Annotated in this window: 13 protein-coding genes and 1 riboswitch; of the genes, 8 read left to right on the forward strand and 5 right to left on the reverse strand. The window is 71.0% G+C overall.

Translation table 11 applies throughout. The features are described from left to right. Nucleotides 1-86 precede the first annotated feature (86 nt). Both GGR12_RS01845 and GGR12_RS01850 read right to left on the reverse strand, forming a co-directional pair. On the reverse strand, nucleotides 87-656 hold the full coding sequence (locus tag GGR12_RS01845; protein WP_183202274.1) for a hypothetical protein: 570 nt from the start codon (nucleotides 654-656) through the stop codon (nucleotides 87-89). A gap of 78 nt (nucleotides 657-734) precedes the next feature. Beyond that, nucleotides 735-1,205, reverse strand: a complete 471-nt coding sequence (locus tag GGR12_RS01850) for a translation initiation factor IF-2 (protein ID WP_183202276.1) — start codon at nucleotides 1,203-1,205, stop codon at nucleotides 735-737. Between the two features lie 158 nt (nucleotides 1,206-1,363). Here GGR12_RS01850 and GGR12_RS01855 point away from each other — a divergent pair, with 158 nt between their 5' ends. Continuing rightward, nucleotides 1,364-2,650 (forward strand): PQQ-dependent sugar dehydrogenase, encoded by a 1,287-nt coding sequence (locus GGR12_RS01855; protein ID WP_183202278.1) that lies wholly within the window; start codon nucleotides 1,364-1,366, stop codon nucleotides 2,648-2,650. A gap of 6 nt (nucleotides 2,651-2,656) precedes the next feature. On the opposite strand, the gene GGR12_RS01860 is transcribed toward GGR12_RS01855, so the two are convergent. After that, nucleotides 2,657-3,898 (reverse strand): argininosuccinate synthase, encoded by a 1,242-nt coding sequence (locus tag GGR12_RS01860; protein ID WP_183202280.1) that lies wholly within the window; start codon nucleotides 3,896-3,898, stop codon nucleotides 2,657-2,659. A gap of 287 nt (nucleotides 3,899-4,185) precedes the next feature. Here GGR12_RS01860 and GGR12_RS01865 point away from each other — a divergent pair, with 287 nt between their 5' ends. Next, nucleotides 4,186-5,082 carry an aldo/keto reductase gene (locus GGR12_RS01865; protein WP_343053057.1) on the forward strand — a complete coding sequence of 299 codons (897 nt, stop codon included), beginning with the start codon at nucleotides 4,186-4,188 and terminating at the stop codon, nucleotides 5,080-5,082. Here GGR12_RS01865 and GGR12_RS01870 read toward each other — a convergent pair. Beyond that, nucleotides 5,066-6,907, reverse strand: a complete 1,842-nt coding sequence (locus tag GGR12_RS01870) for a TonB-dependent receptor plug domain-containing protein (protein WP_183202282.1) — start codon at nucleotides 6,905-6,907, stop codon at nucleotides 5,066-5,068. The two genes, GGR12_RS01865 and GGR12_RS01870, sit on opposite strands and share 17 nt — an antisense overlap. Nucleotides 6,908-7,043: 136 nt before the next feature. Continuing rightward, nucleotides 7,044-7,240, reverse strand: a riboswitch (cobalamin riboswitch). Nucleotides 7,241-7,318: 78 nt separating this feature from the next. Here GGR12_RS01870 and mutS point away from each other — a divergent pair. From mutS to GGR12_RS01900, 6 genes are all read left to right on the forward strand, one after another. Next, entirely contained in the window at nucleotides 7,319-10,024 is a 2,706-nt protein-coding gene (mutS, locus tag GGR12_RS01875; protein WP_183202285.1) for a DNA mismatch repair protein MutS, read from the forward strand. Continuing rightward, nucleotides 10,021-12,711: a [protein-PII] uridylyltransferase gene (glnD, locus tag GGR12_RS01880; protein WP_183202287.1), complete on the forward strand. Its 2,691-nt coding sequence runs from the start codon at nucleotides 10,021-10,023 to the stop codon at nucleotides 12,709-12,711. The genes mutS and glnD overlap by 4 nt, the downstream gene beginning before the upstream one ends. Before the next feature lie 31 nt (nucleotides 12,712-12,742). Continuing rightward, complete coding sequence (murJ, locus tag GGR12_RS01885) at nucleotides 12,743-14,338, forward strand: murein biosynthesis integral membrane protein MurJ (RefSeq protein WP_183202289.1); 1,596 nt, start codon at nucleotides 12,743-12,745, stop codon at nucleotides 14,336-14,338. Next, nucleotides 14,338-15,387 carry a tryptophan--tRNA ligase gene (trpS, locus tag GGR12_RS01890; protein WP_183202291.1) on the forward strand — a complete coding sequence of 350 codons (1,050 nt, stop codon included), beginning with the start codon at nucleotides 14,338-14,340 and terminating at the stop codon, nucleotides 15,385-15,387. The genes murJ and trpS overlap by 1 nt, the downstream gene beginning before the upstream one ends. Further along, entirely contained in the window at nucleotides 15,387-16,034 is a 648-nt protein-coding gene (locus tag GGR12_RS01895) for a hypothetical protein (RefSeq protein ID WP_183202293.1), read from the forward strand. Before trpS ends, GGR12_RS01895 begins: the two co-directional genes overlap by 1 nt. A gap of 71 nt (nucleotides 16,035-16,105) precedes the next feature. Then, entirely contained in the window at nucleotides 16,106-16,807 is a 702-nt protein-coding gene (locus GGR12_RS01900) for a GNAT family N-acetyltransferase (protein WP_183202294.1), read from the forward strand. 204 nt (nucleotides 16,808-17,011) lie between these two features. Here GGR12_RS01900 and GGR12_RS01905 read toward each other — a convergent pair whose 3' ends face one another. Continuing rightward, nucleotides 17,012-18,361, reverse strand: a complete 1,350-nt coding sequence (locus tag GGR12_RS01905; RefSeq protein WP_183203721.1) for an RsmB/NOP family class I SAM-dependent RNA methyltransferase — start codon at nucleotides 18,359-18,361, stop codon at nucleotides 17,012-17,014. Between the last annotated feature and the right edge of the window lie 17 nt (nucleotides 18,362-18,378).

Raw genomic sequence — 18,378 nt, forward strand, 5'->3', positions numbered from 1 at the left:
AGATGGGGATCGACGGGGAGGTTCACGCGCCGTCCGTCCCGCAGCGTAGCCGCGAGGTCAAGCGGGCGGGGCTGCGCCCCCGGCGATCACCGGCCGGGTGTGACTTCGATGACTTCGACGTCGACCTGGTCAGGCTCGTTCGTGATGTCCTGCACCACGACCGGGATGTCCGCGGTGGCGGCGTCGACAGCATCCAGCGCCTCGCCGACGGCGTATTCGGCCACCAGCCCCATGGTCTCCATGTGCTCCGGATCGTCCGAGGCCCAGGCGCCGTTGACGGCCAGGCCCTGGGCGAGGTTGAGCGCGCCCGAAGCCTCGACCTCATCGAGGGCGGCGGTGACCATGGCGTCGATGTCGAGGTCGGCCAGCGCCTCCTCGGCGATCTTGCCGGCGTGTTCAGAGACCACGGCGGTGAAGGCGTCGACGTCAGGCTGATACTCGGCCCAGAGCGCCGCGATGCGGACCTCGCGCTGGGCTTCGCTCAGGGTCTCGTCCTCGGAAATGCTCTCGGCGCGGTCGCTGAAGGCTTCCATGCGCGCCTCGAACCGCGCGGCGGCGGCTTCGATGGCGTCTTCGGACGGGCCGCGTACGTCGCCGGCGGAGGCCGAGATCGGCAGAACGGCGAGGGCGGCGGCGAGGGAAAGGGCCTTGAACATCGGGGGCTCCTGAAAGGCTCCGGGGAAGGTCCGCCCAACACCGGTCGACCACAAGTGAAATCGCGGTAAGGGAGCCGCCTACTGCGGCGCGGCGGCGGCCGGCGGCGCGGTCAGGGCCTGCTGGACGGCGGTGCGGACGATCTGAGGAATGCCGCGGATGGCCGGCGGCGCCGCATCGGCCGCGGCGAGGAGTTGGTCGCGTTGGGAGACGTTCTCGGGCTTGCCGGCCTCGGAGCGGAAGAAGGCCTCCAGCTCGCCGGCGAAGGCGTCGATCTCGGGCTGGTAGCGGTTGAGGATGGCGTCGGTGGCGGCGGTCTTGCCGGCCGCGTCGGTGGCCGGGTCGTCCATGGCGACCTGCAGTTCGGCCTTCATCTGGTCCATGCGCCCCGAGAAGGCTTCGCCCCTCGCATTCATCGCCATTTCGGCGTCGCTGCGCGGTTCGGCCGGGGCCTGGGCCGCAGGCGGCGCGGCGGGCTGCTGCCGGGCGAGGGCGGGACCTGCCAGAGAGCCGACGACGAGGGCGGCGGCGAGGAACAGGCGAGCGGACATCATGATCTCCTGGGGGGGCGACGGAAGGCGGGATAGTGCCCCGCCCGTCGGACGCCTTCACTCAGGTGAAGACCCTGGGTCGTACCGCCGCCCGGGCCGTTTCCAAGGGAGCCCGTCCCGCGCTAGCGTCGCCCTGGGATTTCACGGGGACGGGCATCATGATCGGCTGGCGGGCGATCCTGGCGGCGGCGGCGTTGTTCGGACTGGCCCCGCCGGCCGCCGGGCAGCAGGCGTCGCGCGCCTATGCGGTCGAGGGCGACTGCGGCGGCCGGCCGGCGACCCAGGTGCGGATGGCCGAGGGGTATTGCCTCGGCCGGGTCTGGCAACGGACAGGTGACGAGGGCCCGCGGATGCCGCGCGGCCTGCTGGAGCTGACGAACGGCGACTGGCTGGTCACCGACCTGGGCGGCTGGGAGGCGGGGCGCGGCGCGCTGTGGCGTCTGTCGTTGCAGCCGGACGGCGCGGTGCGCTGGACCCGGCTGATGGATCGCCTGTCCATGCCGCACACGATCGCGAAGGGGCCGGACGGCCGCGTCTATCTGGCCGAGATGAGCCGCATCATCGCCTTCGATCCGGCGCGGCCTGACCGGGCGGTCGCCGTGGTCGAGGGGCTGCCGGACAACCGGCTGCACGAGAACCGCCATCCGTTGTCGAGTTTCGTCTTCGACGGCGACGGGGCCCTGCTGGTCAATGTCGGGGCCCCGTCGGACCGCTGTCTGGACGCGCGCGAGGCGCCGCGACGGGACGCCCGGGGTCGCTGCGTCGAGGAGGCGGAGCAGGGCATGGTCCGGCGCTACGCCCCGGCCGGGAACGGCCGCTGGAGCGCCGAATGGAGGCCGTATGCGACGGGGCTGCGCAACTCGGTGGCCATGGTCCGGCACCCGGCGGGCGCGATCTTCCAGGCCGAGAACTCGGTGGACCTGAACGAGCCCGGCCGGCCGTACGACGAGATCAACCGTCTGCAGTCCGGCCGGCACTACGGCTGGCCCTACTGCACCGACATGCGGACGCCGATGCCCGGCTGGACGGCCGCCGAGGCGCGCTGCGACCAGCGGACGGCGCCGGTATCACTGCTGCCGCCGCACGCGGCGCCGCTGGCGATGCTCTACTATGACGGGGCGATGTTCCCGGAGCTGCGCGGCCGGCTGCTGATGAGCTGGCACGGCTATCGCCGGGCCGCGGGCAGGGTCGTGGCGCTGGAGACGGACTGGTCGGGCGCGCCGCTGACGGCCACGCGGGCGCTGTACGCCATCTATCCGCGCGGAGCTCTGGCCTATCCGGCCGATGCGCCGGCGCCGCAGGGCAAGGTACTGACGCCGGGCTGGAGCGCCCAGGCCGGGCGGCATCCGCAAGGGTCGCCGGCCGGTCTGGCGGTGGCGCGGGACGGCTCGATCTGGATCGCCGACGATCGGGCCGCGGCGATCCTGAGGATCGCGCGGCCCTGAGGTCGATCAGCCGTTGTCGCGGGCGTCGCGCTTGCCCAGCACGCGCAGGCGCAGGGCGTTCAGCTTGATGAAGCCGGCGGCGTCGCGGTGGTCGTAGGCCTGGACGCCTTCCTCGAAGGTGACGAGGTCCTGGTCGTACAGGCTGTTCGGGCTTTCGCGGCCGATGATCGAGACATTGCCCTTGTAGAGCTTGACCCGGACCGTGCCCGAGACCTTGGCCTGGGAGTGGTCGATGGCGGCCTGCAGCATCTCGCGCTCGGGCGAGAACCAGAAGCCGTTGTAGATCAGGTGGGCGTATTTGACCGCCAGCTCGTCCTTCAGATGCATGGCGCCGCGGTCCAGGGTGATGGACTCGATGCCGCGGTGGGCGGCCAGCAGGATGGTGCCGCCCGGTGTCTCGTAGACGCCGCGCGACTTCATGCCGACGAAGCGGTTCTCGACCAGGTCGAGGCGGCCGACGCCGTTGTCGTGGCCCAGCTGGTTCAGCTTCGTGAGCAGTTCGGCCGGCGACAGGGCCACGCCGTCGATGGAGACCGCGTCGCCCTTCTCGAAGCCCATGGTGAAGACGGTCGGGGTGTCCGGCGCGTCCTCGGGGCTGATGGTGCGCTGGTGCACGAACTCGGGGGCCTCGACCGCCGGGTCTTCCAGCACCTTACCCTCGGACGAGGAGTGCAGCAGGTTGGCGTCGACCGAGAACGGGGCCTCGCCGCGCTTGTCCTTGGAGATCGGGATCTGGTGCTTCTCGGCGAAGTCCAGCAGGGCCTCGCGCGACTTGAACTCCCACTCGCGCCACGGGGCGATGACGTGGATGTCGGGCTCCAGCGCGTAGTAGCCGAGCTCGAAGCGGACCTGGTCGTTGCCCTTGCCGGTGGCGCCGTGACAGACCGCGTCGGCGCCGACCATGCGGGCGATCTCGATCTGGCGCTTGGCGATCAGCGGCCGGGCGATCGAGGTGCCGAGCAGATACTGGCCCTCATAGACGGTGTTGGCGCGGAACATCGGGAAGACGAAGTCGCGCACGAACTCCTCGCGCAGGTCGTCGATGAAGATGTTCTCGGGCTTGATGCCCATCTTCAGGGCCTTCTCGCGCGCCGGGGCGAGCTCCTCGCCCTGACCCAGGTCGGCCGTGAAGGTGATGACCTCGGCGTTATATTCGGTCTGCAGCCACTTCAGGATGATCGAGGTGTCCAGGCCGCCGGAGTAGGCGAGCACGACCTTTTTCGGGGCGGGGACGGCGGACGACGTCATGAGCGGATCCTTCGACGAACGCGGGGGAGGGGCGTTCACAATGCGCGCGCTTAAAGGACCAGACGCCCCGCGATGCAAGGGCGGGAATGGGGCCGAGGCGGCCGGGGACCGAATCAACCGTCGCCGGCGATAAATTTCCGGCCTGTCTTACACCCCGCGTTAGTCATACCGCCGAAAGGTAAGTGGTTGAAAACGCTGTATGTAGCGGTCGTACTACCGGGCGGCCGGTAATATTCGGTCAAGGTCTTGGAAGGGGCGCCTTAAACTTTGATCGTCACAGTCCGCCGGTGATTCCGAACCGCGCCCCCTCTCCGGCCGACAAACTCGCGCTTGCGGTGGTGCATGAGCCCGAGCGCGCCGTGCCCGCGCCGGTGGGCGCCCGGGACGACGCGCTTCGCTTCCTTCTGCAGACCGCCGCCGACGCCGGGGTCTCGCTGGTGGCCACCCGTCCGGACGGCGACGGCGAGCGGCGGCTGGGTCAGGCCTGGCCTTTCCCGACCCCCTTCCAGGTCACGGTCCGTACGGTCTCCATCGCCGAGGGCGTCGATCGCGTCGAAGCCCGCGCCCGGCGATCGCTGGAGCGGATGGGCCTGCCGCGAGGCGACGTGCTGCTGGCCTCCAGCGCCGCCGACCTGGTCGGGGCCGAGGGGCGTCATCTGTGGGACCGGATGCAGGCGCTGAAGGACCGCGGCCTGTTCCGTCGCATCGGCTTCTGCGCCACGGTCGAGGACGGTCCGGCGTTGCTGGCGCGCCGCTTCCAGCCGGACGTTGTCCAGCTGCCCTGCAACCTGCTGGACCAGCGGGTGCATCGCTCGGGCATTCTCGACGAGATCGCCTCGGGCGGCGCCGCGATCCATCTGTCGTCGGTGTTCGCCAAGGGCCTGCTGTTCATGAGCGGCGACAGCCTGCCGCCGCATCTGGCCCACCATGCGCCGCAGCTGTCGCGCATTCGCCGGCGGCTGGCTGAAGCCCGCGTCGACCCGATGCAGGCGACGCTGGCCTACACCCTGGGTCTCCCGCAGGCCTCGGCCGTGGTGGCCAGCGCCGCCTCGGCGGCCGAACTGCGCGCCGTGCTGGCCGCCGCCCACGCCCACGCGCCTGCGCTGGACTGGGAAGCGCTTCAGCTGGAGCACCCGGCCGAGATTTCGGCCGGGCCTCGCAGCCGGATCAGTAGCGCAGCCTGACCCCGACGAAGGCCGAACGGCCCGGTTCCCCGTAGCCGAGCACCTGCTGGTAGCGCTCGTCCGCCAGGTTATCGACGCGCGCGGTCAGGGTGACGTTGTCCGTCAGCGCATAGGCGGCATTCAGGTTCGCCGTAACGAAGCCGTCGAGAACGGCGGGGGTCGCGGCGTTGGTGTCGTTCTGCTCGCCTTCCGCCCGGACGGTCAGGGCCGCCGAGAGGCGGTCGCCCGTCCAGCCCAGGGTTCCGGATGCGGCGTGTTCCGGAATGCGGGCCAGTCGGCGGCCGTTGCTCTCGTCCCGCGCGTCGGTCCAGGCGTACGCGAGGGTCAGGTCGAAGCCGCCGCCCAGCACGGCCCGGCCCTCCAGCTCGACGCCGTCCGTCGCCGTTTCGGCGATGTTGACGTAATAGCTGTCGAAGGTGAGCGGATCGAAGATGTAGGTGATCTGGTCGTCGACGTTCAGGCGATAGACGGTCGCCCGCCCCTCGATGCGGCCGTCGGCCGAACGCCAGCCGATCGCCGCCTCATAGCCGTCCGCCGTTTCCGGCCGCAGCGCCGGGAAGGGCTGGGACGAGAAGCAGAAGTCGCACACGGCCTGGCTGACCGTCGGGGCCTTGAAGCCCGTGCCCCAGGCGCCCGACAGGGTGAAGCCGGCGCCGACGTCCCAGGCGGCGGACAGTCGGCCGGTGGTCTCGGAGCCGAAGTCGTCCGTATCGTCGAAACGCAGGCCGCCGGTGACGCTCAGCGCGTCGGTCGCCTGATAGCGGCCCGTGGCGAAGACCGAGGTCGTCCCGAGGCTGACGCTGTCGCCGGTGGAGATGCTGCCGGCGCTTTCCTCACGCTCTGCGCCGAAGGCGTAGACGGCGGCGCCGGTCTCGCCGTTGGCCTGCCAGCGGTATGACTGGCGGTCGGCCTCGAAGACCGAGCCGAAGGCGCTGAAGGTCTGACGTTCGATGTCCGAGGCCGAGACGCTGAACTGGTGGTCGAGACCCAGGGCCTCGACGCTGGAGCGGATGACGCCGGACCATTGCTCGGACTCGGAGCGGTCGTCGTTGTCCTCGACCGGGAAGCCGTTATCGAGATCGGCCTCGCTCTGCGACCAGCGGGCTGAACCGTCCAGCTCGACCGTCGACGAGACGGCGTAGCGGCCGCGAACGCCGACGGTGGTGTTCTCGAAGCCGTCGGCCTCGGGATTGCCGTTCGCCTCGTCGGCGACGGAGATGCCGTCCGTGACGAAGCGCGAGACGTAGCCGCCGAGCGCCCAGGCGTCGTTGGCGACGCCGCCGGCCAGACGGCCGCGAAGGGTGTCGTAGCTGCCGGCCTCGGCCTCGGCGCGGACGCCGTCGATCTCCTTGGTGGTGAAGGCGATCACCCCGCCGATGGCGTCGGAGCCCCACAGGGACGACTGCGGACCAGAGAGCACCTCGATGCGCTCGATGTCGCCCAGGTCGAAGCCCGAGAAATCATAGGCGCCGTTGGGTTCGGCCGCGTCATTGACCACGGCGCCGTCGACGAGGACCAGGGTCTTGCCCGGCGTCGCGCCGCGCATGCGAACCTGGGCCACGCCTCCAAAGGCGCCCGACCGGGTCACGGACAGGCCGGGCACGTCGGACAGGATGTCGGCGGCGAAGACGGCGCCGCGCTGTTCGACGGTCGCGCTGTCGATGACGCGCGCGCCGGGGGTGTCGGCGACGATGGCCGGAATGCGGGTGGCGGTGACCACCACCTCGGGCAGGGTGTCGTCGGCCTCCTGGGCGAAGGCGGCGGATGGAAGGAATACAGCCGCGGCCGTGGCGAGTAGAAGGGATCGCGTGTCGTTGAAACGCATGGGCGATGGGCTCCGTCGTCCCCGCGCGAGCGCGTCGCGGCGACGTATGGATGGCGACCGACCCGCCCGGAACGGACGGCGCAAGTGTCGGGTCGCCTCGACGGATCACCGCGTCTCTGTCTGGTCCCGGACAGCGGACGGACGACGTCGGCGGCCAGGTCTCCTGGCTTGCGGGTCAATAGCCGCCGCTCTCGCCTTCCCGGCTTCTCCCGAAGGATGGGCCAGTGACGCCGAAGATAGCTCTCCGGATCGAACGACGGCCTCGCCGCCTACAGTTGCGGGCACAGCCACGGTTTCGCACCGTGTTCCCTTAACCGCCTGCCGGGCTTGTCGCAGTGCAGCGACGCTTGTGCAAGACCGCGCCATGGCGCTTGAGCGTGTCCCCGCATTCCTTCACCCTGCGCCGCTCGCATGAACGCTCCCCTTGCACACCCGCCGAAAGCCGACGCCCTTCCCTCCGCGGAGGGCGTGACGCCTGTCATGGCGCAGTTCCTGGCGGCCAAGGCCAATGCGCCGGACGCGATCCTGTTCTTCCGCATGGGCGACTTCTACGAGCTGTTCTTCAGGGACGCCGAGATCGCCGCCGCCGCCCTGGGCATCACCCTGACCAAGCGGGGCAAGCACCAGGGCGAGGACATCCCGATGGCCGGGGTGCCGGTGCATGCGCTGGAAGGCTATCTGGCGCGGCTGATCCGGCAGGGCTTCAAGGCCGCCATCTGCGAACAGATGGAGGATCCGGCCGAGGCGCGGAAGCGCGGCTCCAAGGCGGTGGTCCGCCGCGACATCGTGCGGGTGGTGACCCCGGGCACCCTGACCGAGGACAGTCTGCTGGATGCGCGCGGCGCGAACCGGCTGGCGGCGGTGGCGGTCCGCAAGGGGCGGGCGGCTGTGGCGGTGGTCGAACTGTCGGCCGGGGTGGTCGACGTGGTGGCCTGCGCGCTGGAGGATCTGGGCGCGACCCTGGCCTCGTTCCGACCGTCGGAAGTGCTGGTCCCTGACCGTCTGTTCTCTGACGAGGCGACGAAGGATGCGCTGAACGGCTCGGGCGGCGTGGTGCAGGCCCTGCCGCAGGCGCTGGGCGAGCCTGTCGGGGCCCGGTCGCGGGTCGAGCGCCTGTACGGCGTGTCGTCCCTGGACGGGTTCGGAACGTTCGAGGAGGCGGAAGTCTCGGCGCTGGGACTGGTCGCCGCCTATCTGGAAACGACCCAGGCCGGGAAGATTCCGGCCCTGGCCCCGCCGCGACGCTCGGGCGACACCGGCTTCCTCGCCATCGATCCGGCGACGCGGCTGAGCCTTGAGATCGACCGCACCCAGCGGGGTGAGCGCGAGGGATCGCTGCTGGCCTCGATCGACCGGACGGTGACGTCGGGCGGCGCGCGGGCCCTGGCCGAGCGGATCGCCCGCCCGCTGCGCGATCCCGCCGCCATCAACGACGGGCTCGACGCGGTCGAATGGCTGCTCGAGCGCCGCGATCTGCGCCGCGACCTGCGCGAGGGGCTGAAGGCGTCGTCGGACGTCGCCCGCGCCGTGGGCCGGCTGGTGCTGGGCCGGGGCGGGCCGCGCGATCTGGCCGGCATCCGAAACGGCCTGGCCATCGCCGAGGGCATCGCCGGCCTGTTCCCGCCCGTACGCGATCCGTCAATGGAGCCGCTGGCCGGGCCGCCGCTGCGCATCGCCGCCTGCCTCGACAAACTCGCGCTGACGCCGGAGCTGGGTCACCTGCTGGCGGCCCTCGCCGAGGGTCTTGTGCAGGAGCCGCCGCACCTCGCCCGCGACGGCGGCTTCGTCAACGCCGGCTTCCGGCCCGAACTGGACGAGGCGCGCCAGCTGCGCGACGACAGCCGCCGGGTGGTGGCCGACCTGGAGGCGCGGGCGGTCCAGCAGTCGGGCGTGCCGTTCAAGGTCCGCCACAACGCGGTGCTGGGCTATTTCCTCGAGACGACGGCCAAGGCCGCCGAGCCGTTGATGCGGCCGACCGGCGAAAGCCCCTTCATCCACCGCCAGACGCTGGCCAACCAGGTTCGCTTCACCACCGTCGAACTGTCGGAGCTGGACGCGAAGATCAGCCAGGCCGGGCACCGCGCCCTGGCCATCGAGGGCGAGACCTTCGAGACCTGGCGGCGCACGGTGCAGTCGCTGGCCCAGCCGCTGCAGGCGGTGGCCGAGGCGCTGGCCGAACTGGACGCCCACGCCGCCCTGTCGGAATGGGCCGAGGAGGTCGGGGCGGTCCGGCCGCATGTCGACGACTCGCTCTGTTTCGAGGTCTCCGCCGGACGCCACCCGGTGGTCGAGGCGGCGGTGAAGGCGGCGGGCGATCCTTATACGCCGAACGACTGCCGTTTGGACGGGGCGGGGCAGGGCTGCGCGCGCCTGTCGATCGTCACCGGACCGAACATGGCCGGCAAGTCGACCTTCCTGCGCCAGAACGCCCTGCTGGTGGTGCTGGCCCAGGCCGGGGCCTTCGTGCCCGCGCGGTCGATGCGGCTGGGCGTGGTCGACCGGCTGTTCAGCCGCGTCGGGGCCGGCGACGACCTGGCGCGCGGGCGCTCGACCTTCATGATGGAGATGGTCGAGACCGCCGCCATCCTGACCCAGGCGACGGGGCGCAGCTTCGTGGTGCTGGACGAGATCGGCCGCGGCACGGCGACCTATGATGGTCTGGCCATCGCCTGGGCCACCGCCGAGGCGCTGCACGACCGCAACCAGGCCCGCACCCTGTTCGCGACCCACTACCATGAGCTGGCGGGCCTCGAGACGCGGCTGGCGCACGTCTGCAACCTGTCCATGCGGGCCAAGGAGTGGAACGGCGAACTGGTCTTCCTGCACGAGGCCGCGCCGGGCGCCGCCGACCGGTCCTACGGGGTGCAGGTGGCGAAGCTGGCCGGCGTGCCGTCGGCCGTCGTCAGCCGGGCGCGTGAGGTGCTGGACCGGCTGGAAGGCGAGAAGACCTCGAACACCAGCCTGAACGACCTGCCGCTGTTCGCGATGGCCGAGCCGCCGCCTCCGCCGCCGTCCTCGGCGGTCGACGACGCGCTGAAGGGCATCGATCCGGACGAACTGACCCCGCGCGAGGCGCTGGAGGCGCTGTATCGTCTCAAGGGCCTCGCGGGCCGGTGACCCGGACCCTAGACGACCGGCTGGTCGAGGCGGCGTCCGCGTCCGATGTGCGCACAGCCGTCGCCGCGGTCCTTCGGGAGAGCTGGGACGCCGCCCGGGGTCGCGTGGCCCGGCGGCTGGAGACGGGGACCAACGGGGTCGAGGTCGCTCGCCTGTATTCCGCCGCCGCCGACGACATGCTGGTCGCCCTGTGGCGGCTGACCACCGAGGTCCTCTATCCGGCCCCCAATCCGACCGAGGCCGAGCGGCTGAGCCTGATCGCGGTCGGCGGCTATGGCCGGGGCGTGCTGGCGCCGTTCTCGGATCTGGACCTGCTGTTCCTGCGCCCCTGGAAGTCGATCCCGCGCACCGAGCAGGTGATCGAGTTCATGCTCTACGTTCTGTGGGACCTGGGCGTGAAGGTCGGCCAGTCGGCCCGTTCGGTCGACGAATGTCTGGCGCTGGCGAAGACCGACATGACCGTGCGCACGGCCCTGCTGGAGGCGCGGCCCCTGGCCGGCGACGAGCAGCTGGCGGAGGATTTCATCGCCCGTTTCCGCGCCTTCGTGGTCAAGGCGGACGCGCGGCCCTTCATTGCGGCGAAGCTGGCCGAGCGGGACGTGCGCCACCAGAAGACCGGCGCGGTGCGCTACCGGGTCGAGCCGAACGTGAAGGACGGCAAGGGCGGGCTGCGCGACCTCAACACCCTGTTCTGGATCGCCCGCTCGCTGGCGCCGGAAAGCCCGCTGGGCGCGCGGGTGATGGACGGTCTGCTGACCCCGCGCGAGCGCCGCACGTTCGAGGAGTCCTTCGACTTCCTGTGGCGCACCCGGGCGCATCTGCATCTGACCGCCGGACGGGCCGAGGAGAAGCTGACCTTCGATCTGCAGCCCGAGGTGGCGCGCCGGATGGGCTGGCGCGGGCGCGGGGACGAGCCGGCGGTGGAGCGCTTCATGCGCCGCTATTTCCTCGTCGCCCGCGACGTCGGCGGTCTGACCCGGGCCATGTCGGCCAAGCTGGAGGCCGGGCGTCAGAAACCGACCATGAGCCTGTCGCGCCTGATCCCGGGCCGCAGGAAGAACCTCGGCGTGGACGGCTTCGTCGAGGTCGCGGGGCGGCTGTCGGTGACGGGGCCGGAGGTCTTCGCCGCCGCGCCCGAGAAGCTGCTGATCCTGTTCCGCACGGCGGACGAGCACGATCTGGATCTGCATCCGGACGCCTTCTCGGCGGTCAGCCGGTCGCTGTCGCTGGTGACGCCGTCGCTGCGTCGCGATCCGGAGGCGACGCGGGCCTTCCTGGACATCCTCGCCCAGGGCCAGCGGCCGTATCGCGTGCTGACGATGATGAACGAAACCGGGCTGCTGGGCCGGTTCCTGCCCGAGTGGGGGCGGATCGTCGGCCAGACCCAGTTCAACATGTACCACGCCTATACGGTCGACGAGCACACGCTGCAGGCCATCGGCATCATCAACGACATCTGGCGCGGCAAGCTGAAGGCCGAGCATCCGACGGCGACGGAGATCGTCCACCGCATCGACGATTTCGAGGCCCTGATGCTGGCCATGCTGCTGCACGACGTCGGCAAGGGCGGCGACCGGGGGCAGCTGGAGGATGGGGCCATCGCCGCGCGGCGAGCCTGCGACCGGCTGGGGCTGGATCCACGGCGGACGGAGTTCGTGGTCTGGCTGGTGCGCAATCACCTGGCGCTGAGCGACTACGCCCAGAAGCGCGACGTCTCGGATCCGGCGACGGTGCGGGCCTTTGCGGAACTGGTCGGCGATCCGGAGCGGCTGCGCACCCTGCTGGTGCTGACGGTGGCCGATGTCCGCGCGGTCGGGCCGGGGGTCTGGAACGGCTGGAAGGGCCGGCTGATGCGCGACCTGTACCAGCGGACGGAGGCCGTGTTCCGGGGCGAGGACGTGACCCGCGCCGATCCGCTGGCCGACTTCCCCGACCTGGTGGCGCGGGTGGGCGCCGCCGGCGCCGCCGCTGACGTGGTGGCCGATCGAACCGGAGACGAAGGGGCCGAGCCGCTGGCCGCCGCGCGCGTGGCCGTGGCGACGCGCGACCGGCCGGGTCTGTTCGCCGACCTCGCCGCCGCCCTGGCCTCGGCGGGGGCCGACGTCGTCGGCGCGCGGGTGGCCACGGCGGACGACGGCACGGCGCTGGACGTATTCGAACTGCAGGACGGCTCCGGCGCGCCCTACGGCCAGGCCGAGCCGCGCCGGCTGACGCGCCTGGTCGAGGCGCTGGAGCGGGCGGCGCGCGGCGACGGCGTGGGCGCGCCGCCGACCTCGCAACCCAATCCCCGCCGCGCCGCCTTCGACGTGCGGCCGGTGGCCCTGATCGACCTGGACGAAAGCCCGGACGCGGCGGTGATCGAGGTCTCCGGCGCCGACCGGCCCGGCCTGCTGGCCGATCTGGCGCGCGTGCTGACCGATCACCGCCTGTCGATCCGATCTGCCCATATCGCCGGCTTCGGCGAGCGCGCGGTCGACAGCTTCTACGTCACCGATGCGAAGGGGAAGAAGCCGTCGGCCGGGGCCAGGCTGGACCGGTTGCGGGCGGATCTTGAGCGCGTTCTGGACCGTCGCGACGTCGGCGGGGCCAGCGTGTCGGCGCCGGTCCGGGCCAGCGTGCGGGACGTATCGGAGTTCGGTCGTCGCAGGGGCTCCCGCCCCGTATCGCCGGGCGAGGAAGCACGCTAATCCTCGCTCTCCTGCGCCCCCCGAGATCCGAATGAGCCTCGCCCGAAACACCCTCGTGCAAGCGTCCCTGACGCTGGGCAGCCGTGTGCTGGGCTTCGCCCGCGACATGGCGCTGGCCGCCCGCTTCGGCCAGGGCCCGATGATGGACGCCTGGGCCACGGCGCTGATGCTGCCCAACCTGTTCCGCCGCCTGTTCGCCGAGGGCGCCTTCGCCCAGGCCTTCGTGCCGGTCTACGGCGGCGTGCGGGCGCGCGAGGGCGAGGAGGCGGCCGCCGTCACCGCGTCCGAGGCACTGAGCTTCATGTTCGCGGTGGTCGCAGCATTCTGCGTCCTGCTGCAGGTGCTGATGCCGTGGATCATGCCGTGGCTGCTGTCGGCCTGGCGCGAGGACGCCGGCGTCATGCATGCGGCGGTCGTCGCGACCCAGCTGGCCATGCCCTACCTGGCCTGCATGACCATCGCCTCGCTGCTGTCGGGCGTGCTGAACACGGGCGGCAAATTCGCCCTGACCGCGGCCGTGCCGGTGTTCCTCAACATCTGCACGCTCATTCCCCTGCTGGCGCCGAGCGTCTTCCCGATGAGCCAGCCGGAGATCCTGCTGTGGACCTCGGCGGCGGTGACGGTGTCGGGCGTGATCCAGGCCGGTCTGCTGTGGTGGGGCGTTCGCCGGCTGGGCGTGCGTCTGAAGCTGGGCGTGCCGCGCCTGACGCCGAACGTGAAGCGGGCCCTGGCCCTGGCTGTGCCCGGCGCGATGGCCGGCGGGGCGATGCAGATCAATTCCGTGGTCAGCCAGGTGCTGACCGGTTCGGACGAGGGCGCCCGTTCGGTGCTGTACAACGCCGACCGCCTGTACCAGCTGCCGCTGGGTCTCGTCGGCGTGGCCATCGGCCTGGCCCTGGTGCCGCGCCTGACGAAGGCCTTCGTCCAGGGCGACCACGAGGGCGGACACAAGACGCTGGACGACGGCATCACCCTGGCCATGGCCCTGACCCTGCCGGCGGCGGTGGCCCTGTTCGTCATTCCCTTCTTCATCATCGACGCCACCGTCACGCGCGGGGCCTTCACCTCGGCCGACGCAGCGCGCACCGCCGACGTGCTGCGCCAGTTCGCCTGGGGCGTGCCGGCCTTCGTGCTGGCCAAGGTGCTGACGCCCCCCTTCTTCGCCCGCGAGGACACGCGGCGGCCGATGATCTTCGCCATCTCGTCGGTGGTGTTCACCGTGATCGTGGGGACGGCGCTGTTCTTCTGGTTCTCGCGCATGGGCTTCGACGGCGTGCTCGGCCTGGCCATCGCCACCAGCCTGTCGGCCTGGATCAATGTCGCCCTGCTGGGCGGCACCCTGATGCGCGAGCACACCTGGCGGGCCTCGACCCCCTTCGTCGCGCGCTTCTCGCGCGTGCTGCTGGCCAGCGCCGTGATGGCGGTCCTGCTGCTGTTCGCCGGCATCGGCTACGAGACGTTGAGCCGAATCTTCTTCTTCAAGGAGATCGCCGTGCTGGTGGTCTGCGGCGCGGGAGCCCTTGTGTATGGCGCCTGCCTCGTGCTTTTCCGCGCGGTCAGCGTCGCCGAACTCAAGGCCGTGCTGAAGCGTGAACCCGGCGCCGCCGCGCCGACCGGACTGGACTGATGACTGACGCCTCCCCGACTGACACCGCCCCCGCCTATGCCGGTCCGCGCCGCATCCTGTCCGGGATCCAGGCCTCCGGCGCCCTGCACCTGGGCAACTATCTGGGCGCCCTGAAGCGCTTCACCCAGCTGCAGGATTCGGGCGCGCCCTGCTTCCTGTTCGTGGCCGACCTGCACGCCATCACCGTGTGGCAGGACCCGGCCCTGCTGACCGCCCAGACGCGCGAGATCGCCGCCGCCTACCTGGCCTCGGGTCTTGACCCTGCGAAGTCGGTGATCTTCCCGCAGTCGGCCGTGCGCGCGCACTCTGAACTGGCCTGGATCTTCAACTGCGTCGCCCGCCTCGGCTGGCTCGACCGGATGACCCAGTTCAAGGAGAAGTCGGGCAAGCACAAGGAGCGCTCGTCGGTTGGGCTGTACACCTATCCGGTGCTGCAGGCGGCGGACATCCTGCTCTACAAGGCCACCGAGGTGCCGACCGGTGAAGACCAGAAGCAGCACCTCGAGCTGACCCGCGACATCGCCGCCAAATTCAACAACGACTTCGGCGTCCCGGGCTTCTTCCCGCTGCCCGACCCGCTGACCCAGGGCCCGGCGCCGCGCGTCATGAGCTTGCGCGACGGCGCGGCCAAGATGTCCAAGTCGGACCCGTCGGACCAGTCGCGCATCAACCTGACCGACGACGCCGACTCCATCGTCGCCAAGGTGCGCAAGGCCAAGACGGACCCCGAGCCCCTGCCGGAAACGATCGAAGGTCTGGACGCGCGTCCGGAAGCCAAAAACCTGGTCACCATCTACGCAGCGCTGGCGGACATGACGCGCGAACAGGTGCTCGCCCAGTACGGCGGCCAGGGCTTCGGCGCCTTCAAGCCGGCGCTGGCCGAGCTGGCCGTGGCCTCCATGGCCCCGGTCACTGCCGAGATGCGCCGCCTGATGGCCGACGCCGCCGAAATCGACCGCGTCCTCAAGGACGGCGCCGAGCGCGCCGCCGAGATCGCCGATCCGGTGGTCGACGAGGTCAAGAAGATCGTCGGCTTCTGGCGGGCGTGATGAAGGCGCCTGCGATGAGCCTCGGGCCTCGCCTGATGTTCGTCGCAACGGCCCTCGCGCTGAGCGCCTGCGGCGGCCGGGAAGGGGGCAGTGACAGGGGGGAGGCTCCTGGCCAGTCCTGCCGCCTGCCGGCCGACATCCGCCCGTACGCGGATCGCCGCTTCTTCTGCATCGGCGGCGAACTGCTCGCCGTCCCGATGAAGGTATCGTTGGATGGCGAGCATGGACAGGTTGAGTATCGGGATCCCCGACACCCCACGACGCCGATCTTCGCAGATGATCACGTCATGCTCTCCTTCAGGTACGGCAATGAAGCCACGCCAGCGGAGGGCCCCGCGTTCTACATGATCAGCATTCGGGGCCTGCACCCTGAGAGCTGGGCGAGGGCCGGAGAGCGAAACCACGATTGGCGGGTATCGCCTTCCATCGAATACATCCGCTGCGATCCAGCCGGAACAGGCCTGTACGGCTGCTCGCACGACTTCATGACGGACCGATTCGACATCCGTTACTGGTGGAATAAAAACTACGTGGCGCAGGAGGACTGGGAAGAGCTCGACGCTTCTGTTCGCACCTACCTCGCGGGGTTGATCGTAGAGCAACCGGATCCGCCGCCCGTCCCTTCAGCGAACGTCGGAGCCGGATAGGTACCTCGCTTTTCGGTCCCGGCGTCACGGTCGAGACTGGCGGTGGCGCACGCCTGCGCTAGTTAAGAGCCATGAGCCCCGCCCACCCCCTCGACCGTCCGGCCTGGAGCGCCATGACCACGCGTCTGGCGCCGCTGACGATCCGGCGGGAGCAGGACGGGGGCGCGGCCGTGCGGCTGGATCCGGAGGTCGGGGTGTTCGCCGCGGCCGACGACGACTCGCCGGAGAGCCGGGCGCTGCTGAATGCGCTGTGCCGGGAGTATCCGGGCGCCGGTCTGGTCGAGCCGGAAGGCACGGCGATCGAGGCCGTGCTGCCGGACGTGCCCGTCGTCTCACGCGCGGCCTGCGTTCAGATGATCGCCGGGGCCCTGACCGCCGGTCACCATGACGACGTGGACATCCGGACGCTCGGCGAGGCCGATGCGGAGGAGATGTTGGCTTTGGCGACCCTGACGAAGCCGGGGCCGTTCCGGCTCGGCACGCTGCGGCTGGGCGGCTTCATCGGCGTGCGGCGCGAGGGGCGGCTGATCGCCATGGCCGGCGAGCGGATGAAGGTGGACGGCTTCACCGAGCTGAGCGGCGTCTGCACTCATCCCGACTTCCGCGGCCAGGGCCTGGCCGGCGTGCTGAGCCGCGCCGTGGTCGCGGGCATCCTGGCGCGCGGCGAGCAGGCCTTCCTGCACGCCTACGCCGCCCACACGGCGACGGTGGCCTTCTACGAAAGTCTCGGGTTCAGCGTCCGGACCGGGATGACCTACACGGTGCTGGCGTAGGCCTCCGCGGCTTACGTCCGATTCTGACGTAGCAGAGCGCTAGACTGCCCTGCGAACGGCCGGAAGTCGGCGTTGCGCGAGCGCGATCCGTGAGACTCGAGACTCGTGAGACTGGTTTTTTCGCCGTCGGAGTCTCACCTCGCCCGTCGCCCGATCCGGGTGTGGAGGTAGCAGGCTATTGAACTCGAAGCCTTTTCAGGCGTCCTACGCCACGCGCTCCAGGCGGGCGACGAAGAAGCCGTCCAGGCCGCCCTTCTCCGCCCACATCGACGGCAGGATGCGCAGCCAGCCCTCGGGCGTCAGCGCCTCGGCCGGCGAGCCGACTGCGACGGGATCGGCGGGGACCGTTTTGAACGCCGGGTTGCGGCGCAGGAAGGCGATGATCTGGGTCTCGCCCTCTTCGCGCTCCATCGAGCAGACGCAGTAGACGAGGCGACCGCCGGGCTTCACCCGTTCGGCGGCGGCGTCCAGCAGGCGGTGCTGCACGTCGGCCAGTTTGGCGACCTCGGCGGGCTTGGTGGCGCGCAGGACTTCCGGATTGCGGCGGAAGGTGCCGGTGGCGGTGCACGGCGCGTCCAGCAGGACGGCGTCGAAACTGCGATCGTCTTCCCAGTCCTCGGCCGGGGTGACGACGACCTCGGCGGTCAGGCCGGTGCGTTCCAGGTTGGCGCGCAGGCGCTTAAGACGCGTATCCGAGCGATCCAGGGCGACGACGGAGGCGCCCGAGGCGCACAGCTGCAGCGTCTTGCCGCCCGGGGCCGCGCACAGGTCGATGACGGCCTCTCCGGCCTTCGGGGCCAGCAGACGGGCGGGAACAGCGGCGGCGGCGTCCTGCACCCACCAGGAGCCGTCCTCGAAGCCGGGCCAGGAGGCGACGTCGCCGCGACGGCCGGTGCGGACCGTGCCGCCCTCGAGCGCTTCGCCCTCGACATCGGCGGCGACGGCGGCTGGATCGACGTCCGGCTTCACGCTCAGATCGGTGTCAGGCTCCTCGCGGGCGGCGAGGGCCAGGGCGGCCAGCGCCGGCTCGCCATAGGTCGCGCGCCAGCGGGCGGCGAGCCATTCGGGCAGGTTGGACTCGGCGGTGGTCAGGCCGGGACCGTCGCGGTCGACGCCGCGCAGCACGGCGTTGACCAGGTTCTTGTAGGGCCGGGTCTTGGGATCGCGCTCGGCCAGTTTCACCGCGGTCGAGACGGCGGCGAAGGCCGGGGTGTCGAGCACCAGGGTCTGGGCCAGGGCGACGCGCAGGATGGTGCGCACGGCCAGGGGCGGCGCCTTCTGCAGGCGGCGGTCGAGGATCTGGTCGATCTCGCCAAGGCGTCGCAGGGCGGCCATGGCGACCGCGCGGGCGAAGGCGCGGTCGGGACCGGGCAGGTCGGCGACCTCACGGAACGACAGGGCGGAGTCGAGACCGCCACGGCCTTCCAGGGCGGCGTTCAACAGCACGCCGGCGGCCAGACGGGCCTCGACGCCGATGTCGGCGGCCTCGTCGCGAGGGGCCTCGACGCGGGGCGGGCGAGGGCCGCGCGCCCCGGTCCTGGCTTTGTCGGCCATGCGGCGACCGCGGGCGG

The sequence above is a fragment of the Brevundimonas lenta genome, from assembly GCF_014196335.1.
GTDB lineage: Bacteria > Pseudomonadota > Alphaproteobacteria > Caulobacterales > Caulobacteraceae > Brevundimonas > Brevundimonas lenta.